At 66.6% G+C, this 16,095-nt stretch carries 17 protein-coding genes; 11 read left to right on the forward strand and 6 right to left on the reverse strand.

The features are described 5' to 3' along the window. Nucleotides 1-90: 90 nt before the first annotated feature. From K4043_RS18180 to K4043_RS18190, 3 genes are all read right to left on the reverse strand, one after another. Nucleotides 91-627, reverse strand: a complete 537-nt coding sequence (locus K4043_RS18180; RefSeq protein ID WP_123728807.1) for a GNAT family protein — start codon at nucleotides 625-627, stop codon at nucleotides 91-93. Nucleotides 628-643: 16 nt separating this feature from the next. After that, the gene (gene rlmKL, locus K4043_RS18185) at nucleotides 644-2,788 is read right to left on the reverse strand and encodes a bifunctional 23S rRNA (guanine(2069)-N(7))-methyltransferase RlmK/23S rRNA (guanine(2445)-N(2))-methyltransferase RlmL (RefSeq protein WP_123729701.1); all 2,145 of its coding nucleotides are present in this window, start codon (nucleotides 2,786-2,788) and stop codon (nucleotides 644-646) included. A 107-nt stretch (nucleotides 2,789-2,895) separates the two neighbouring features. Continuing rightward, nucleotides 2,896-3,423, reverse strand: a complete 528-nt coding sequence (locus tag K4043_RS18190) for a hypothetical protein (RefSeq protein ID WP_265310142.1) — start codon at nucleotides 3,421-3,423, stop codon at nucleotides 2,896-2,898. A gap of 57 nt (nucleotides 3,424-3,480) precedes the next feature. Here K4043_RS18190 and K4043_RS18195 point away from each other — a divergent pair, with 57 nt between their 5' ends. After that, nucleotides 3,481-4,050: an N-acetylmuramoyl-L-alanine amidase gene (locus K4043_RS18195; RefSeq protein ID WP_070426972.1), complete on the forward strand. Its 570-nt coding sequence runs from the start codon at nucleotides 3,481-3,483 to the stop codon at nucleotides 4,048-4,050. Between the two features lie 3 nt (nucleotides 4,051-4,053). On the opposite strand, the gene K4043_RS18200 is transcribed toward K4043_RS18195, so the two are convergent. The 3 genes from K4043_RS18200 to K4043_RS18210 all read right to left on the reverse strand — a co-directional run bounded on the left by K4043_RS18200 (nucleotide 4,054) and on the right by K4043_RS18210 (nucleotide 6,533). Next, on the reverse strand, nucleotides 4,054-4,944 hold the full coding sequence (locus K4043_RS18200; RefSeq protein ID WP_265310143.1) for a sulfurtransferase: 891 nt from the start codon (nucleotides 4,942-4,944) through the stop codon (nucleotides 4,054-4,056). Next, on the reverse strand, nucleotides 4,941-5,744 hold the full coding sequence (locus K4043_RS18205) for a CoA pyrophosphatase (RefSeq protein WP_123728805.1): 804 nt from the start codon (nucleotides 5,742-5,744) through the stop codon (nucleotides 4,941-4,943). The genes K4043_RS18200 and K4043_RS18205 overlap by 4 nt, the downstream gene beginning before the upstream one ends. Nucleotides 5,745-5,831: 87 nt before the next feature. Then, entirely contained in the window at nucleotides 5,832-6,533 is a 702-nt protein-coding gene (locus K4043_RS18210) for an FKBP-type peptidyl-prolyl cis-trans isomerase (protein ID WP_019185884.1), read from the reverse strand. Nucleotides 6,534-6,701: 168 nt separating this feature from the next. On the opposite strand from K4043_RS18210, the gene K4043_RS18215 reads away from it, so the two are divergent. From K4043_RS18215 to pstB, 10 genes are all read left to right on the forward strand, one after another. Next, nucleotides 6,702-7,484 carry an enoyl-CoA hydratase-related protein gene (locus K4043_RS18215; protein WP_265310144.1) on the forward strand — a complete coding sequence of 261 codons (783 nt, stop codon included), beginning with the start codon at nucleotides 6,702-6,704 and terminating at the stop codon, nucleotides 7,482-7,484. 3 nt (nucleotides 7,485-7,487) lie between these two features. Continuing rightward, nucleotides 7,488-7,850 carry a hypothetical protein gene (locus K4043_RS18220; RefSeq protein ID WP_123728803.1) on the forward strand — a complete coding sequence of 121 codons (363 nt, stop codon included), beginning with the start codon at nucleotides 7,488-7,490 and terminating at the stop codon, nucleotides 7,848-7,850. Then, a complete protein-coding gene (gene nth / locus K4043_RS18225) occupies nucleotides 7,850-8,524 on the forward strand; it encodes an endonuclease III (protein ID WP_265310145.1) in 675 nt (224 codons plus the stop codon). The genes K4043_RS18220 and nth overlap by 1 nt, the downstream gene beginning before the upstream one ends. A gap of 180 nt (nucleotides 8,525-8,704) precedes the next feature. Then, nucleotides 8,705-9,916: an OprO/OprP family phosphate-selective porin gene (locus tag K4043_RS18230; RefSeq protein ID WP_123728801.1), complete on the forward strand. Its 1,212-nt coding sequence runs from the start codon at nucleotides 8,705-8,707 to the stop codon at nucleotides 9,914-9,916. Between the two features lie 104 nt (nucleotides 9,917-10,020). Beyond that, nucleotides 10,021-10,800, forward strand: coding sequence for a hypothetical protein (locus K4043_RS18235; protein ID WP_265310146.1), 780 nt, complete (start codon nucleotides 10,021-10,023; stop codon nucleotides 10,798-10,800). A gap of 123 nt (nucleotides 10,801-10,923) precedes the next feature. Next, nucleotides 10,924-11,943: a phosphate ABC transporter substrate-binding protein PstS gene (gene pstS, locus K4043_RS18240; RefSeq protein ID WP_046272026.1), complete on the forward strand. Its 1,020-nt coding sequence runs from the start codon at nucleotides 10,924-10,926 to the stop codon at nucleotides 11,941-11,943. Between the two features lie 282 nt (nucleotides 11,944-12,225). After that, complete coding sequence (gene pstS, locus K4043_RS18245; RefSeq protein ID WP_265310147.1) at nucleotides 12,226-13,317, forward strand: phosphate ABC transporter substrate-binding protein PstS; 1,092 nt, start codon at nucleotides 12,226-12,228, stop codon at nucleotides 13,315-13,317. Nucleotides 13,318-13,403: 86 nt separating this feature from the next. Further along, the gene (pstC, locus tag K4043_RS18250) at nucleotides 13,404-14,372 is read left to right on the forward strand and encodes a phosphate ABC transporter permease subunit PstC (protein ID WP_123728799.1); all 969 of its coding nucleotides are present in this window, start codon (nucleotides 13,404-13,406) and stop codon (nucleotides 14,370-14,372) included. Then, the gene (pstA, locus tag K4043_RS18255; RefSeq protein WP_121041559.1) at nucleotides 14,372-15,238 is read left to right on the forward strand and encodes a phosphate ABC transporter permease PstA; all 867 of its coding nucleotides are present in this window, start codon (nucleotides 14,372-14,374) and stop codon (nucleotides 15,236-15,238) included. The genes pstC and pstA overlap by 1 nt, the downstream gene beginning before the upstream one ends. Nucleotides 15,239-15,257: 19 nt before the next feature. Continuing rightward, nucleotides 15,258-16,088, forward strand: coding sequence for a phosphate ABC transporter ATP-binding protein PstB (gene pstB, locus K4043_RS18260; RefSeq protein ID WP_123728798.1), 831 nt, complete (start codon nucleotides 15,258-15,260; stop codon nucleotides 16,086-16,088). Nucleotides 16,089-16,095: the final 7 nt, after the last annotated feature.

Raw genomic sequence — 16,095 nt, forward strand, 5'->3', positions numbered from 1 at the left:
CAGCCACGCATGGCGTGGCTCTGCCTTCAGATCACTCCCTGCGGTGCGCCCGCCGCACCCTCAGGTGCGCAGCCGCATCGCGATCACCGATCAGGGCACCAGTGAAAACATGTGCGCGGCGACAGGACGCCCGTCAATGACCAGCCGGTTTCGCGCCACGCCCTCGCGCAGGGCGCCGGCCTTCACCGCCACCCGTTCGCTGGCGAGGTTGCCCACGGCCACGACGATCTCTACCCGATGCAGGCCCAGCGGCCCGAATGCCTGGACGGCCAGCGCCTGCACGACGCGGGGCGCCACGCCCTGGCCACGGCATGACTGCCGCACCCAGTAGCCCAGGTTGCAGAACCGGGGGTCGTACTGGATCTTGTTCAGTCCCGCGCCGCCGACGAAGGCGGCCGTGTCCTGGTCGAAGATTCCGTACTCGCAGGCGGTGCCTGCCGCCCAGCCGTCCCGGCAGGCCTGGAACCATTGCAGCGCCTGCTCGACGCGGTAGTCGACCGAGCTCCACGGCATCCAGCGCCGCATGCCCTGGGCCGATTCACGCACCGCCGCCGCAAAGGAGGCGGCGTCGGGATCCTCGAACGGACGCAGCAGCAGTCCGTCGGCGTAGAGCTGGCTGTCGTCCATGTCAGCCCCCGGTTGGTCAGGCGCCGTAGCGGCGCAGTTCCCATGCGCGGTGGATGCGCGGGTTGCGTTCGAAGTCCGCACCGATGGTCTCGGGCGAAATCTCCTTGCACTCCGCGAATTCCTTGATCGCTTCGTCGTCCAGCTTGAAGCGGCGGAAGTTGTTGGAGAAATACAGCACGCCTTCCGGGCTCAAGCGGGCCACGGCCGCACGCAGCAGGCGCACGTGTTCGCGCTGGATGTCGAAGTCATCGGCGCGGGCGGAGTTGGAGAACGTCGGCGGATCGCAGAAGATCACATCGAAGCGGTGACGTTCGGCTTCCAGCCACGCCAGCGCATCGGCCTGGATCAGCTGGTGCTGGCTGCCGCCCTTGCCGTTCAACGCGAGATTGTCGGCGCACCACTGCAGGTACGTACCGGATAGATCCACGCTGGTGGTGGTCGCGGCACCGGCCACGGCGGCCTGCACCGAGGCGACACCGGTGTAGCAGAACAGGTTGAGGAAGCGCTTGCCCTGGGCTTCCTGCGCCATGTGCCAGCGCAGTGGACGGTGGTCCAGGAACAGGCCGGTGTCCAGATAATCGAACAGGTTCACGCGCAGCAGCGCATCGTTCTCGCGCACCAGCACGAACTCGCCGCGCTGCTCGAAACGACCGTACTTGCTGCCGCCCTTGCCACGCTCGCGCGACTTCAGCGCGACCTGCTCGGCCGGCACCTGGAAGACCTCGCGCGCGGCAGAGAGCAACTCGTTGCGGCGGCGACGCACATCCACATCCGGAATGGTCGCCGGGGCTGCGTATTCCTGCACATGCAGGAACGTGCGGCGGGCACCGCCGTCTTCTTCATAGACATCGATGGCCGCCGCGTACTCGGGCAGATCGGCATCGTAAACGCGGTAGCAGGTGATGCTTTCGCGCGTCCGCCACGTCTTGAACTTCTTGATGTTCTTGCGCAGGCGGTTGGCCACCATCTGCGCGCCTTCGCTGAGCTCGCGCGGCTGGCCGGTGTTCTCGCGCTGCGGCACCGCGATCGGGTCGCAGACGATCAGCGCGCACTCGATGGCACCGTTGAACAGCTGGTACTTCTTGTTGGCGCGCAGGCCGGTGGCGAAGGCCAGGTCGGCGCTGCCGCACAGCAGGCTGGCACGCCACTGCGGCACCGCACGCTTGAGCGCGTCGCCGAGGCGGCGGTACAGCAGGGCATCGGCGGCCAGACGCTCATCGTAAGGCGGGTTGCAGACCACGCACCCGGTTTCCTGCAGCGGCACCTGCACATCGGCCACGTCGCGCACGCCGAACCAGATCGCATGCGAGACGCCGGCGGTCTCGGCATTTTCCTTGGCCGCGCGGATCGCATGCGGGTCGATATCGCTGCCGTGGATGACCTGCTTGAGCGCACCACGGCCGGCTTCTTCGCGCGTGCGCGCTTCGGCCATCAGGGTGTTCCAGCTCTCGCGGTCAAAGCCCAACCAGCGGCTCGGCGGGATGCTGCCGTGGCGCTGCAGGCCCGGGGCGACGTCGGCGGCCATCAGCGCACCTTCGATCAGCAACGTGCCGCTGCCGCACATCGGGTCGAGCAGGCCACCGCCTTCACTGTGGATCTTCGGCCAGTTGGCGCGCAGCAGCACGGCAGCGGCCAGGTTTTCCTTCAGCGGCGCTTCGTTCTGCGCCATGCGCCAGCCGCGGCGGTGCATCGGGCCACCGCCGAGATCGATCGAGATCGTGGCCCGGCCCTTGCGCAGCGACAGATTGATGCGCACGTCCGGGAACTCCACGTTCACCGACGGCCGCTCCAGGCCCTGCGCGCGCAGGCTGTCGACCACGCCGTCCTTGACCCGCTGCGCGGCGAAGCGCGCGTGCGTGATCTCGGTACCGGACACATGCGCGTCCACCGAGAGGGTCAGCTCGGGGCTGATGTGCTGCTCCCACGCCATCGCCGAGACGCCCTGGTAGAGCGATCCCTCGTCCGGGCACTCGAACTCGGCCAGCGGCCACAGCACCCGGCTGGCCAGGCGCGACCACAGCACCACGCGCTGCGCCTGCGCCAGCTCGCCCTCGGCGTTGACGCCGGAAATGGTGGCGGTGGCCTTGTCCAGGCCGAGCGCCAACAGTTCGTCGGCGAGCAGATACTCCAGGCCCTTGGCGCAGGAAACAAAGAATTTCACGGAATCGGTATCGCAGGTCAGCGGAGAGGGGGTGCCCACGGGCACGGCAAGCAGCCGGGCACGGGGTCCGGGGGGCCATTGTACGTGAGGTGGGCTGGAACGCCCGGTTACAGCGAGGCCAGCAGTTCCTCGAAGGCCCGGCTCGAGGCCTCGACGTGATCGGTCAGGCGGTGCCCGTCGTCCACCATCAGCAGGCGGGCCGAGCGGGCCTGGGCCCAGGCGATCACCTCGGCCGGCGGGATCAGCTCGTCGTGCCAGGCGTGGACCACGCTGGTCGGCACGCGGGCGGCATCCAGCGCCGGCATCGGCCCCATCCGGGTCGGCGGCACCATCAGGAACAGGCCCTGGACCGGCACCTGCAGCGAGGCGATGGCCGAGATGTACGCGCCCAGGCTGGAACCGGCCAGCACCACCGGGCCCTGCGCGGCACGGGCAGTGGCCAGGGTGACCAGGCGCTGCAGGCGGGCACGGACATCGCCCAGACTGCTGACCTCGCGCTGGGCGTCCAGGTCGGTGTAATCCGGGCGCTCGTGGGTCCAGCCCAGGCGCTCGGCCACTTCGGCCAGGGCGGTCACCTTGATGGCGTCCGGGCCGCTTTCAAAGCCATGGGAGAGGATGCAGTGGCCGCGGCTCATGCGCATACCACGCGGGAATCGATAGGAGCGTTCATGCCCAAATGCTAGCATCGCCGCATGCCCGACCGCGCCCCGCCCGCCATCGATGCACAGCCCCTGCCCTACCAGGACAGGCTGCTGCCCCGCACGCACGACGAGATCGATCTGGTGGTCATCCACTGCACCGAACTGCCGGACCTGGCGATGGCACGCGAGTACGGCGAGCGCGTGCTGTATGACAGCGGCACCGGCAACAGCGGGCACTACTACATCGACCGCGATGGGCGCATCGTCCAGTACGTGTCCCTGGACCGCGTCGCGCATCAGGTCAGTGGCTATAACCCGCGCTCGATCGGGATCGAACTGGTCAACACCGGGCGCTACCCACACTGGTGGGATTCCCGCCACCAGGCCATGGACGAGCCCTACCCGGATGCGCAGATCGCGGCGCTGATCGACCTGCTGCAACACCTGTGCGGGACGCTGCCCGCGTTGGCACATATCGCCGGGCATGAGTGGCTGGATACGCGCGAGGAAGTGGCCAGCGATGATCCGGAGCGGCGGGTGCCGCGCAAGCGCGATCCGGGTCCGATGTTCCCGTGGCCACGCGTGCTGGCGGCGGTGCCGCTGCAGGAACTGCGTGGGTGATGATCAGCCGGTTGCGACAGGACGCGAAGCGTCGCTGACCCAGCCACTCCACGAGTCCGCATAGATCCGTGCCCCTTCCAGCCCGGCGGCTTCCATTGCCAGCAGTAGATGGCAGGCGGTCACGCCCGATCCGCACATCAGCACGACCTCGTCCGGTGCGTGCGTGCCGATCAGCGGCTGCAGCGCGGCGCGCAGATCCTCCGCAGGGCGCAACCGTCCCTCATGCACGTTCAACGCGAACGGACGATTCACCGCGCCGGGCACGTGGCCGGCGACCGGATCCAAGGGTTCCACTTCGCCCCGGAAACGTTCGCCCGCCCGCGCATCGATCAACCAGCCCGGCGCGTGCTTGAGACGCGCCTGCACCTCCTCCACCGAGGCGATCTGGCTCCGGTCGAACTGCCCCGGGTACGGCGGCAACGGCGTCACCTGCGGCAGCGCTGCGGTGACTGGCAGACCCGCTGCCTGCCACGCTGCAAATCCGCCATCGAGAACGCGTACCCGTGCATGCCCGATCAGGCGCAGCAGCCACCACAGCCGCGCGGCCGCCATGCTGCCGTCGCCGGCGTCATAGACCACGACCTCGGTCTGCGGCCCGATGCCCCACGCGCCCACGCGCGCGGCGAACGCATCGCTGTCCGGCAGCGGGTGACGGCCATGCCCGGTACGGCCAAGATCGGACAGATCCCGGTTGAGATCGGCGTACAGCGCGCCGGGCAGATGGCCCTGTGCATACAACGCCGCACCGGACTGCGGATCGGCCAACGAGAAGCGCGCATCCACCACCCGTAGCGTGGGGGCGGCACTGGCCGTCGCACGTGCATCCATGAGGCGCGTCGCGCCGTCGTCCAGCGCCCGTGCGAGGGTGGTGACATCGATCAACGGCGTGGTCATGCGGTCTGCTCCAGGCGGCGACGCAGGTTGTAGAGAATGGCGGCGGTCGCGCCCCAGATCCGCTGCCCGGGCCAGCCGTATTCGAGCACGTGGCGGATGCGACCGCGGTGGTCGATCTCGACATGGTGCAGGTTGGCCGGATCCATCAGGTAGGACAATGGCACTTCGAACACTTCCGCGACCTCGCCCGGCTCGGGCACGGCCACGAAGGCGGGATCGATCACAGCCACCACCGGCATGACCCGATAACCGGTAATCGTCACGAACGGATCCAGATACCCGAGCACCTGCACCTGGTCCGGTTTGAGTGCGATTTCCTCATCGCTCTCGCGGATCGCGGCCGCGACGGCATCGCGGTCCTCCGGCTCCCTGCGGCCACCGGGAAAACCGACCTGCCCACCGTGATGGCGCAACGTGTCGGTGCGCCGGGTCAGCAGCACCTGGGCGCCGCCCTCGCGCGGAATGATGCCGGCCAGCACGGCCGCTTCAACCGGCGGACCGGGTGGCAACAGATCGATCAGTTCGCTGCGGTTCCAACCATCACCGGGCGGCGGCTGGTCCAGCGGATGCAGCGCGCGCAGCAGGCGCTCGTGTTCGGCCAGCGAGCCGCGCAGCGATTGCCGCAGTTGTTCGCGCAGGGGCAGCGTGTGCTGCATGACGTGATGTTGTTCGGGTCGGCTCATGGTTCGCCAGCGGGTGATTTCATCCACGGTGCGCAGGCAACCCGTGCAGACGCCGGCGCGGTCCAGCGCGCAGATTCCGATGCAGGGAGTGGGCACGGCATGCGGGGAGTGTTCCATCGATTGCACCGGTCAACAGTACCGCGATTGCACGGAAACAAAAAACGCGCCGGTGTTTCCACCGGCGCGTTCTTGATCTTGCAGAAATTACTTGACGCTGACGAGCTTGATTTCGAACTGCACCGCGACGTTCGGCGGGAACGGCGTGCGCGGATCGGCACCATAGGCCTGATCCGGCGGCAGCGTCACTTCCCACTTGGAACCCGCCGGCATCTGCAGCAGGGCTTCACGCATGGCCTTCATTTCGACTTCGCTGACCTTGATGCCCGGGATCTGCTGGGCCGGACGTGCTTCGGCCGGACGGGTGCCGAACGGGTACGGACCGGCCACTTCCAGCTGCACGGTGCTGGCCTGGGTCGGCTTGGCGCCCTTGCCGGCTTCGATCACGCGGTACTGCACGCCGCTCGGAAGCGACTGCACGCCGGCCTTGGCCTTGTTGGCGGCCAGGAACTGGGTGCTCTTGGTCTTGTTTTCGGCGGCAGCCTTGTCGTACTCAGCCTTGGCGGCCTGCGCACGACCCTGCTCACGCTTCTGGAAGGCTTCGACGGCGGGCTTCAACTGCTCGGCCGTGATCGACGGCTGCTTCTTGGCGTAGGCATCCTGCAGGCCCTTCACCACCGAGTTGATGTCCAGCTGCTCGCCGCGTGCGGTGAGTTCAGCCAGGTTGTTACCGTAGTCGTAACCGAAGTAATAGCTCAGCTTGCCCTTTTCGGACGAGGTGTCCTGGGCGAAGGCATTGCCCGTCAGGGCCAGGGCCGCGACGGCGACCGCGATAGAACGCAACTTCATCAAACTTTTCTCCAGGGGTGGTAACTCAGGACGCGTTGGGCCGCCCTGAGGCGACGGGTTAGGATAGCCGCCGCAACGTTGAACCGCCACTAACGACGCAGGCTCTGACCTGACTTCGTTTCAAGAGTTCAACAATCACTTTTTTTTAACGTTTTCAGGAGTCCTGCCGTGGCCGACGCCCTTATCTCGATTATGGACGATGCTGCCGTGCGCACCGTGACGGTCAACCGCCCGGACAAACTCAACGCCCTGAACCGGGCGACCCTGGAAGCCCTTGATACCGCGTTCTCCGAGGCAGCCGCCGACCCGGTCGTGCGCGTGGTTGTGCTGACCGGTGCCGGTCCCAAGGCCTTCGTGGCCGGGGCGGACATCGCCGAAATGAACGGTCTGAGCGCGGTTCAGGGTCGTGATTTCTCGTTGCTGGGCCAGCGCTTGATGCGCCGCATCGAGCGCATGCCCAAGCCGGTGATCGGCAAGATCAACGGATTTGCGCTGGGCGGCGGGCTGGAGCTGGCCATGGCCTGCCACCTGCGGGTGGCCTCCGAGACCGCCAAGGTGGGGCAACCGGAGATCCATCTGGGCCTGATGCCCGGCTTCGGTGGCAGCCAGCGGCTGCTGCGCCTGTGCGGCCGCGCCGCTGCGCTGGAGCTGTGCCTGCTGGGCACCCCGATCACCGCCGCGCGTGCCGCGCAGCTGGGCATCGTCAATGAGGTGGTCCCGGCTGCGGAGCTGGATGCCCGCGTCCAGGCACTGGCGTCGCAATTGGCCTCGGCCGCGCCTCTCGCGCTGCGCGGCATCCTCGATGCGATCCATATCGGCGGCGAGTGTTCGCTCGGCGAGGGGCTGGAGTACGAGAGCGTGCAGTTCGGGCTGATGTTCGCCACCGAGGACATGCGCGAAGGCACCAGCGCGTTCCTGGCGCGCCGGCCGCCGGTGTTCCAGAACCACTGAGCCATGTCGCCTTCCGATACCGTTTCGCCGGCGCAGCTGCTGGCACTCATCCTCGACGATCAATGGGATGCCGCGCTGGCCGCCGGGTTGATGGACTACGTCCCGCAGCCGGGCGACGAAGCGCTGCGCCCCGATCATCCCGATCTTCCCCAGCGGCTGCAGCACGCACAGCAGCAATTGCAACGCGCCTGGGCCGCACGCGAGCGCTACCGCCAGCGCCAGCAGCGGCTCGCGCGCCGCGCCGCCGAGCGCGATGCACGCCGCGCACCGCCCCCCACACCCGAGATCCAGAAACCCGCCCTGCCCTCGGCCGCTGCCGCGATCCTCGCGCGCGCCAAGGCCAAGGCTGCGGGCCGCACGTCCTGATGGCTACGATGAAGAAACCGGCCGCACGCACCGCGCGCATGCCCAATGCCGACGTGATCGAAATGTTCACGCGCCTGCGCGAACTCAACCCGCACCCCAGGACCGAACTGGAGTACAGCTCGCCGTTCGAGCTGCTGGTGGCGGTCACGCTGTCCGCGCAGGCCACGGATGTCGGCGTCAACAAGGCCACGCGCAAACTGTTCCCGGTCGCCAATACCCCGCAGGCGATCCTTGCGCTGGGTGAGGACGGCTTGAAGAAGTACATCGCCACCATCGGTCTTTACAACGCGAAAGCGAAGAACGTGATTGCGGCCTGCGCGATGTTGGTGGAACAGCACGGCGGCGAAGTGCCGCCCGATCGCGCCGCGCTCGAGGCGCTGCCCGGTGTCGGTCGCAAGACTGCCAATGTCGTGCTCAACACCGCGTTCGGTGAACCGGTGATGGCGGTGGATACCCACATCTTCCGCGTCTCCAACCGCACCGGCCTGGCGCCCGGCAAGGACGTGCGTGCGGTGGAAGATCTGCTGATCAAGGTGATCCCGGCCGAGTTCCTGCTCGACGCGCATCACTGGCTGATCCTGCATGGCCGTTACGTGTGCAAGGCACGCAAGCCGGACTGCCCGCAATGCGTCATCCGCGACCTGTGCCGTTTCAAGGAAAAGACCGCCGCCTGAACGGGGGGCGCGACTGCCATATGGACGCAACCCGGCGGTCATCTGCGCCGGGCATCAATAGCAGCCCCTGACGCCGCTTGGGATACGGGCGATGACGGTTTGTCCGAAACTGTCACATTTACGCAATCTTCACTAATTAGCCTGCGCAGCATCTTCCCACCTGCCTGCAAGGCTCCTTCCATGAAACTGCATCGCCAACTCCTTACTGCGGCCGTGGCGGCTGCGCTGTTCGTTCCGGCCGCTCACGCTGAAGTGGCCATCGATGTGATCGGCGGTTCGGAAATCACGTTCGAAGGCCTGGTCCAGGCTGACGGCAACTGGTTCGACAACGATGTGGCCGACCTCAACGGCGGCGATGCGGCAAATGGCAAGAACAGCGAATTCGAGCTGCGCCGTGCCGAGCTGGTGCTCAAGGGCAAGGGCCCGGGCAACGTGGAATGGGTGGTGGGCTATGACGCCAAGGCCGACAAGTTCCTGGACACCAACCTGAAGTACAAGCTGTCCGGCAATGCCAACCACTTCGTGCAGTTCGGCCAGTTCAAGCAGCCCAACAGCCTGGAAGAACTGTCCAGCACCAAGAACAACGACTTCATCTCCAAGGCCGCGGTCACCAACACCTACGCCGTGGCGCGCCGCCTCGGTGGCGCCTACAGCATCGGTGACAACAACTGGTCCGTCACCGCCAGCGCCTTCGGCCGCGAACTGACCCGCAACCTCGCCCACGGCAGCGGCTACGGCGCGCGTGGCACCTGGGCCCCGATCAATGAGAAGGGCCAGGTCCTGCACTTCGGCCTGAGCTACGTCGACTACGATACGGACGCCGACACCCTGCGCGTGCGTGCCCGCCCGAATGCGGATCTGGCCACCGTGCGCCTGGTCGACAGCGGCAACCTGGTCGATACCGACCGCGTCAGCACGATCGGCGCCGAAGCGATGTACATCGGCGGCCCGTTCAAGGCCCAGGCCGAGTACTACACCAGCAAGGCCAAGCGTTACTCGCATGACAACTACAGCAGCGACGGTTACTACGTCAGCGGCCTGTGGAACATCAGCGGCGAGACCTGGGGCTACAAGGGCGGCACCCCGACCACCGGCCTGCCGGACGAGCCGGGCCGCGGCATGTGGCAGCTGGGTGCGCGTTACGACCACATGGACCTCAACGACGGCAACCTGTCGGCGAACCCGGTGGCCGGTCGCCCGCCGATCGTCGATGGCGTGCTGGGCGGCAAGATGGACATCTGGACCGTGGGCGTGAACTACTACTGGCGCTCCAACACCAAGTTCGCGCTGAACTACGTGATGGTGGACAGCAAGAAGTACAGCTCCACCGCCCGTACGTTCGTCAATGACGACCCGAACATCCTCGAGGCGCGCCTGCAGTTCTTCTGGTAAGCCCTGCAACTCGCGTGACACACAAAGGCGCAGCTTCGGCTGCGCCTTTTTTCGTGACCCCGCACCGGTATGCTGTGCGCCCATTGCCCCATGGATGGAACCCGATGCGTATCGCCCTCCCGCTGTTGCTGGCCGCCGCGTGCAGTGCCGCCGCCCTGCCCGCCCAGGCGCAGGACTGCCATGACGCCCAGTCGGCCGCTGAGGAGGCCTACGTGGTGCGGGCGGACAATGCGCTGCCCGATCGCCTCGGCTACACCCGCGACACTGCCGCCAGCGTCTGCCGTCGATGGCCGGCACGCCCCGAGCTGACCTTGGTGGCCACGCCGGTCTGGCGCGACGGCGGCGACAACGACGCCCGCGATGGCGACGTGGAGGTGCTGGTGATCGATACCGACACCCTCGCCACGCGCGCATGGACGGTGTTGCCCGGCGCACTCGACAGCGATGCGATCTTCTTCGATGGCATGCACCTGGATACCGCGCGCTACCAGCTTGCGCCGGACACCCTTGCCTTCGGCCTGCGTGTGCAACGGCGCAATGGCTCCGGGCCCAATCCGTTCAGCGAAGAACAGTTGCATCTGCTGGCGGTGCAGGCAGACACGCTGCGCACGCTCGGCCCACCGATGGTGCTGCGGCGTTTCCAGGCCGAGTGGGACACCCGCTGCGCCGGCGACTCCACCGACGTCACGCGCACCGTGGCCGTTGGACCCAAAGGCAAACACGGCTTGGCCGACCTCATCCTGCGCGAGCGGCGGGTCAGCACACACAGCTGGATGGACGGCGACACCTGCCGGGACCAGGACACGCCGGTGGACGGCGAGCGCCGTGTGCTGCGCTTCGACGGCCGCCGCTACGCGGTCCCGGAGGCGCTGCAGCCGTTGTGACATCGCCTCCAGAAGGCGTGTCACGAGGTGGTCATATGACAGTCGCTGCGCTGTCATCGAACCGTTATGGAATGAGCACCGGGCGGGACACCCCGCACCTTCATCCATCCCAGGAGCCACCCCGTGATCCACGCCTTCAAGTCGCGCGCCGCTGTTGCCGTCCTCGCCGCGTCGTCCGTGTTCGCCGCCAACGCCGCCGATGTGACCGGCGCGGGCGCCTCGTTCATCTACCCGGTCATGTCCAAGTGGTCGGCCGACTACAGCACCGCGACCGGCAAGAAGGTCAACTACCAGTCCATCGGTTCCGGTGGTGGTATCGCCCAGATCAAGGCCGCGACCGTTGATTTCGGCTCCTCCGATGCCCCGCTGAAGCCCGAAGAGCTGGCTGCGGCCGGCCTGGCCCAGTTCCCGTCGGTCATCGGCGGCGTGGTCCCGGTGATCAACGTGGCCGGCATCGCCCCGGGCGCGCTGAAGCTCGACGGCCCGACCCTGGGCAACATCTTCCTGGGCAAGATCAAGACCTGGAACGACCCGGCGATCGCCGCGCTGAACCCGGGCGTGAAGCTGCCCGACGGCAAGATCACCGTCGTGCACCGCTCGGACGGTTCGGGCACCACCTTCAACTTCGTCAACTACCTCTCCAAGGTCAACCCGGAGTGGAAGACCAAGGTCGGTGAAGGCACCTCGGTGCAGTGGCCGGTCGGCATCGGCGGCAAGGGCAACGAAGGCGTTGCCGCCTACGTGAAGCAGATCAAGGGCGGCATCGGCTACGTCGAACTGTCCTACGCGCTGCAGAACAAGATGTCCTACGCCGCGATGAAGAACGCCTCGGGCAAGATCGTGCTGCCGAGCGACACCTCGTTCGCTGCCGCTGCGGCCAGCGCCGACTGGGCCAGCTCCAAGGACTTCTACCTGGTCATGACCAACGCCCCGGGCGCCGATGCGTGGCCGATCACTGCCACCAACTTCATCCTGGTCCGCAAGCAGCCCAAGAACGTCGCCAACGCCAAGGCCACCCAGGAATTCTTCCGCTGGATCTACAAGAGCGGTGATGCGCAGGCCAAGCAGCTCGACTACGTTCCGCTGCCGGACACCCTGGTCAAGCAGATCGAGACCTACTGGTCGCAGAACCTGAAGTATTGAGGAAGCCACCACCCACGGTGGTGAGCTGGCGGTAGGTACCGACCCCTGGTCGGTACGCACAACGAGGCAATGGCGCCGGAGGGACCTCTCTCCCCCTTCCGGCGCCATCGGGCGCGGACCGCAAGGTTCCGCGCCTTTTTGTTGCCTGCCGCAGAATGCCCGGCCCTTGTGCCGCAAGGCTTTGCGTGCGCTCGGTCACGGCGTCATCAAGCTGTAACAAAAACATCATTTCATAGTCGCGTCGCCGGAAAGACCGGCCCTTATCCCGCTATGGAGTGACGCATGAAACTGCACACGGCCAGCATCGCCGCCCTTTCCCTGGCCATCGCGCTGGGTCTTTCCGCCTGCAAGCCGGGCGCTGAAGGCCAGGCCGCCGCGCCGGCCACCGACGCGCCTGCCGCTGCTCCGGCCGCTGGCGATCGCCTGACCGCCGAGATTTCCGGCGCCGGTGCGTCCTTCATCTTCCCGCTGGTGTCCAAGTGGTCGGCCGACTACAACACCGCCACCGGCGCCAAGATCAACTACCAGTCGATCGGTTCGGGTGGCGGCATCGCCCAGATCAAGGCCGGCACGGTTGATTTCGGTTCCTCGGACAAGCCGCTGAGCAGCGAAGAGCTGGCCCAGGCCGGCCTCGGCCAGTTCCCGTCGGCGATCGGCGGCGTGGTGCCGGTGGTCAACATCGACGGCCTGGAAGCCGGCAAGCTGCGCCTGAGTGGCGCGCTGCTGGCCGATATCTTCCTGGGCAAGGTCAAGACCTGGAACGACCCGGCCATCGTCGCCGCCAATCCGGACGTCAAACTGCCGGACGGCAAGATCACCCTGGTCCACCGTTCGGACGGCTCGGGCACCACCTTCAACTTCTCCAACTACCTGTCCAAGGTCAGCCCGGACTGGAAGAGCAAGGTCGGCGAAGGCACCTCGGTGCAGTGGCCGGACGGCGTGGGTGGCAAGGGCAATGAAGGCGTGGCGTCGTACGTGAAGCAGATCAAGGGCTCGATCGGCTACGTCGAATTGGCCTACGCGCTGCAGAACGGCATGCCGTACGCCTCGATGCAGAACGCCGCCGGCAACTGGGTGCAGCCGAGCGCGGAAACCTTCGCCGCGGCAGCCGCCAGCGCCGACTGGGCCAGCGCCAAGGACTTCAACCTGGTCATCACCAATGCCCCGGGCGACCAGGCATGGCCGATCACTGCCACCAACTTCATGCTGATGCACAAGCAGCCCAAGGATGCGCAGCGCAGCAAGGACACCCTGGCGTTCTTCAAGTGGGCCTTCGAGAAGGGCCAGGCCCAGGCCAACGAACTGCACTACGTGCCGCTGCCGGCCGAGCTGGTCACCCAGATCGAAGCCTACTGGACCAGCGAGTTCAAGTAAGCCAGACAGCGGGCCTGTGCACAGCGCAGGCCCGCTTTCCTCGCCGCACCACCCTGCCGAACCACCACTCGGGCCCCGCCTCAGCCATGAATGCCATCGCCCAGCCTGTTCCCGCACCGTCCCTCCGCGACCTGCGTGATGCCCGCAACGACAAACTGTTCCGCTGGGTCCTGATCGCCACCGTCATCCTGGTGCTGGTCGCCCTGGCCTGCGCCGCGCTCTCGATGCTGTGGGGCGGCCGCCATGCCCTGCAGGAGCAGGGCCTGAGCTTCTTCTACTCCTCCGAATGGAATCCGGTCGAGAACAAGTTCGGTGCACTCGCACCGATCTACGGCACCCTGGTCACGGCCCTGATCGCGATGGTCATCGCGGTGCCGGTAAGCTTCGGTATCGCCTTCTTCCTGACCGAGGTCGCCCCGCGCTGGCTGCGTGGCCCGGTCGGTACCGCCATCGAACTGCTGGCCGGTATCCCCTCGATCATCTACGGCATGTGGGGCCTGTTCGTGCTGGTCCCGGTGATGACCGAGTACGTCACTCCGTTCCTCAATGATCACCTGGGTACGATGCCGATCATCGGCCCGCTGTTCCAAGGTCCACCGCTGGGCATCGGTGTGCTCACCGCCGGCTTCGTGCTGGCGATCATGGTCATCCCCTTCATCTCCTCGGTGATGCGCGAAGTGTTCCTGACCGTGCCGACCCGCCTGAAGGAATCGGCGTATGCGCTGGGTTCCACCAAGTGGGAAGTGAGCTGGGACATCGTGCTGCCCTACACCCGCTCGGCGGTGATCGGCGGCATCTTCCTCGGCCTCGGCCGTGCCCTGGGTGAAACCATGGCGGTGGCCTTCGTGATCGGCAACAGCGTGCGCCTGTCGCCGTCGCTGCTTGAACCGGGCACCACCATTGCCGCCCTGATCGCCAACGATTTCGGCGAAGCCACCGAGACCTACCGCTCGGCGCTGCTGCTGCTCGGCTTCGTCTTGTTCCTGGTGACCTTCGTGGTGCTGGCGATCGCCCGCCTGATGCTGATGCGCCTGGCCCGCAAGGAGGGCAACTGATGTCCACCGCCAACGCCCAACCGCTGTACCTGCGCCGCCGCATCGTCAATGTGGTCGCGTTGCTGATGTCCTGCCTGACCGCGCTGTTCGGCCTGTTCTTCCTCGGCTGGATCCTGTGGACGCTGGCCTCCAAGGGCCTGGCCGGCATCAATCTGGATCTGTTCACCAAGATGACGCCACCGCCGATGCAGGACGGTGGCCTGGCCAATGCCTTCTTCGGCAGCGCAGTGATGTGCGGCCTGGCCATCGCCATCGGGACGCCGCTCGGCGTGCTGGCCGGCACCTGGCTGGCCGAGTACGGCAACTTCCGCAAGACCGGCACGGTGGTCCGCTTCGTCAACGACATCCTGCTCTCGGCGCCGTCGATCGTGCTGGGCCTGTTCGTCTACACCCTGTACGTGATGCAGACCGGTGGCCAGTTCTCGGCCTTCGCCGGCGCGCTCTCGCTGGCCTTCATCGTGCTGCCGGTGGTGGTGCGTACCACCGATGAAATGCTGCGCCTGGTGCCTTCGCAGATGCGCGAAGCGGCGCTGTCGCTGGGCATCCCGCAGTGGAAGGTGACGGTGCAGGTGCTGTACCGCAGCGCCGCCGCCGGCATCGTGACCGGCATCCTGCTGGCGCTGGCCCGCATCTCCGGTGAAACCGCCCCGCTGCTGTTCACCGCCTTCGGCAACCAGTACTGGAACAGCAACGTGTTCCAGCCGATGGCCTCGGTGCCGGTGGTGATGAACCAGTTCGCAGGCAGCCCGTACGAATCCTGGCAGGTGCTGGCCTGGGCCGGCGCGCTGGTGCTGACCGTGTTCGTGCTGCTGGTCAGCCTTTCCGCGCGCGGCATCCTGCTGCGCAACCGTATCTCCCATGACTGACCTTTCCACGGACATCGCCATGAACGATCTCTCCAACGCCGTGCCGATGCAGCGCATCGTGGTCCCGGCTTCGCATGAAAGCCTGAACACCCCGGCGCCGATCAAGCTGGCCGCACGTGGGCTGGATTTCTACTACGACAAGTTCCACGCGTTGAAGGGCATCGACCTGGAGATTCCGGAAAAGCGCGTCACCGCGCTGATCGGTCCCTCCGGCTGCGGCAAGTCCACCCTGCTGCGCATCTTCAACCGCATCTACGCGCTGTACCCCAAGCTGGAAGCGCGTGGTGAAGTGATGCTGGACGGGGAGAACATCCTCTCGCCGAAGTACCCGATGAACCGCCTGCGCAGCAAGGTCGGCATGGTGTTCCAGAAGCCGGTGCCGTTCCCGATGACCATCTTCGAGAACGTGGCCTACGGCATCCGCCACCACGAGAAGCTCTCCAAGTCGGAGATGACCGATCGCGTCGAACAGGCCCTGCGCCAGGGCGCGCTGTGGGACGAGGTGAAGGACAAGCTCAACCAGAGCGCGCTGGGCCTGTCCGGTGGCCAGCAGCAGCGTCTGTGCATCGCCCGCGCCGTGGCCCTGCGCCCGGACGTGCTGCTGCTCGACGAGCCGACCTCGGCGCTGGACCCGATCTCCACCAGCCGCATCGAGCAGCTGGTGGAAGAGCTCAAGCACGATTACACCATCGTGATCGTGACCCACAACATGCAGCAGGCCGCGCGCGTGTCCGATTACACCGCCTTCATGTATCTGGGTGACCTGATCGAACACGACCGCACCGAAGTGATCTTCTCGCAGCCCAACAAGCAGCAGACCGAAGACTACATCACCGGCCGCTTCGGCTGATTCCGGC

Source organism: Stenotrophomonas sp. SRS1, assembly GCF_026130205.1.
Lineage (GTDB): Bacteria > Pseudomonadota > Gammaproteobacteria > Xanthomonadales > Xanthomonadaceae > Stenotrophomonas > Stenotrophomonas rhizophila_B.

What these genes read in the sequence shown, in the direction of transcription:
- pstA (WP_121041559.1), top strand. Translation starts at nt 14,372, where the DNA reads ATGTCCACCGCCAACGCCCAACCGCTGTACCTGCGCCGCCGCATCGTC.
- K4043_RS18200 (WP_265310143.1), bottom strand. Translation starts at nt 4,944, where the DNA reads ATGACCACGCCGTTGATCGATGTCACCACCCTCGCACGGGCGCTGGAC.
- K4043_RS18180 (WP_123728807.1), bottom strand. Translation starts at nt 627, where the DNA reads ATGGACGACAGCCAGCTCTACGCCGACGGACTGCTGCTGCGTCCGTTC.
- K4043_RS18235 (WP_265310146.1), top strand. Translation starts at nt 10,021, where the DNA reads ATGCGTATCGCCCTCCCGCTGTTGCTGGCCGCCGCGTGCAGTGCCGCC.
- K4043_RS18190 (WP_265310142.1), bottom strand. Translation starts at nt 3,423, where the DNA reads ATGAGCCGCGGCCACTGCATCCTCTCCCATGGCTTTGAAAGCGGCCCG.
- pstS (WP_265310147.1), top strand. Translation starts at nt 12,226, where the DNA reads ATGAAACTGCACACGGCCAGCATCGCCGCCCTTTCCCTGGCCATCGCG.
- K4043_RS18205 (WP_123728805.1), bottom strand. Translation starts at nt 5,744, where the DNA reads ATGGAACACTCCCCGCATGCCGTGCCCACTCCCTGCATCGGAATCTGC.
- pstC (WP_123728799.1), top strand. Translation starts at nt 13,404, where the DNA reads ATGAATGCCATCGCCCAGCCTGTTCCCGCACCGTCCCTCCGCGACCTG.
- K4043_RS18210 (WP_019185884.1), bottom strand. Translation starts at nt 6,533, where the DNA reads ATGAAGTTGCGTTCTATCGCGGTCGCCGTCGCGGCCCTGGCCCTGACG.
- pstB (WP_123728798.1), top strand. Translation starts at nt 15,258, where the DNA reads ATGAACGATCTCTCCAACGCCGTGCCGATGCAGCGCATCGTGGTCCCG.
- nth (WP_265310145.1), top strand. Translation starts at nt 7,850, where the DNA reads ATGGCTACGATGAAGAAACCGGCCGCACGCACCGCGCGCATGCCCAAT.
- K4043_RS18195 (WP_070426972.1), top strand. Translation starts at nt 3,481, where the DNA reads ATGCCCGACCGCGCCCCGCCCGCCATCGATGCACAGCCCCTGCCCTAC.
- K4043_RS18220 (WP_123728803.1), top strand. Translation starts at nt 7,488, where the DNA reads ATGTCGCCTTCCGATACCGTTTCGCCGGCGCAGCTGCTGGCACTCATC.
- K4043_RS18230 (WP_123728801.1), top strand. Translation starts at nt 8,705, where the DNA reads ATGAAACTGCATCGCCAACTCCTTACTGCGGCCGTGGCGGCTGCGCTG.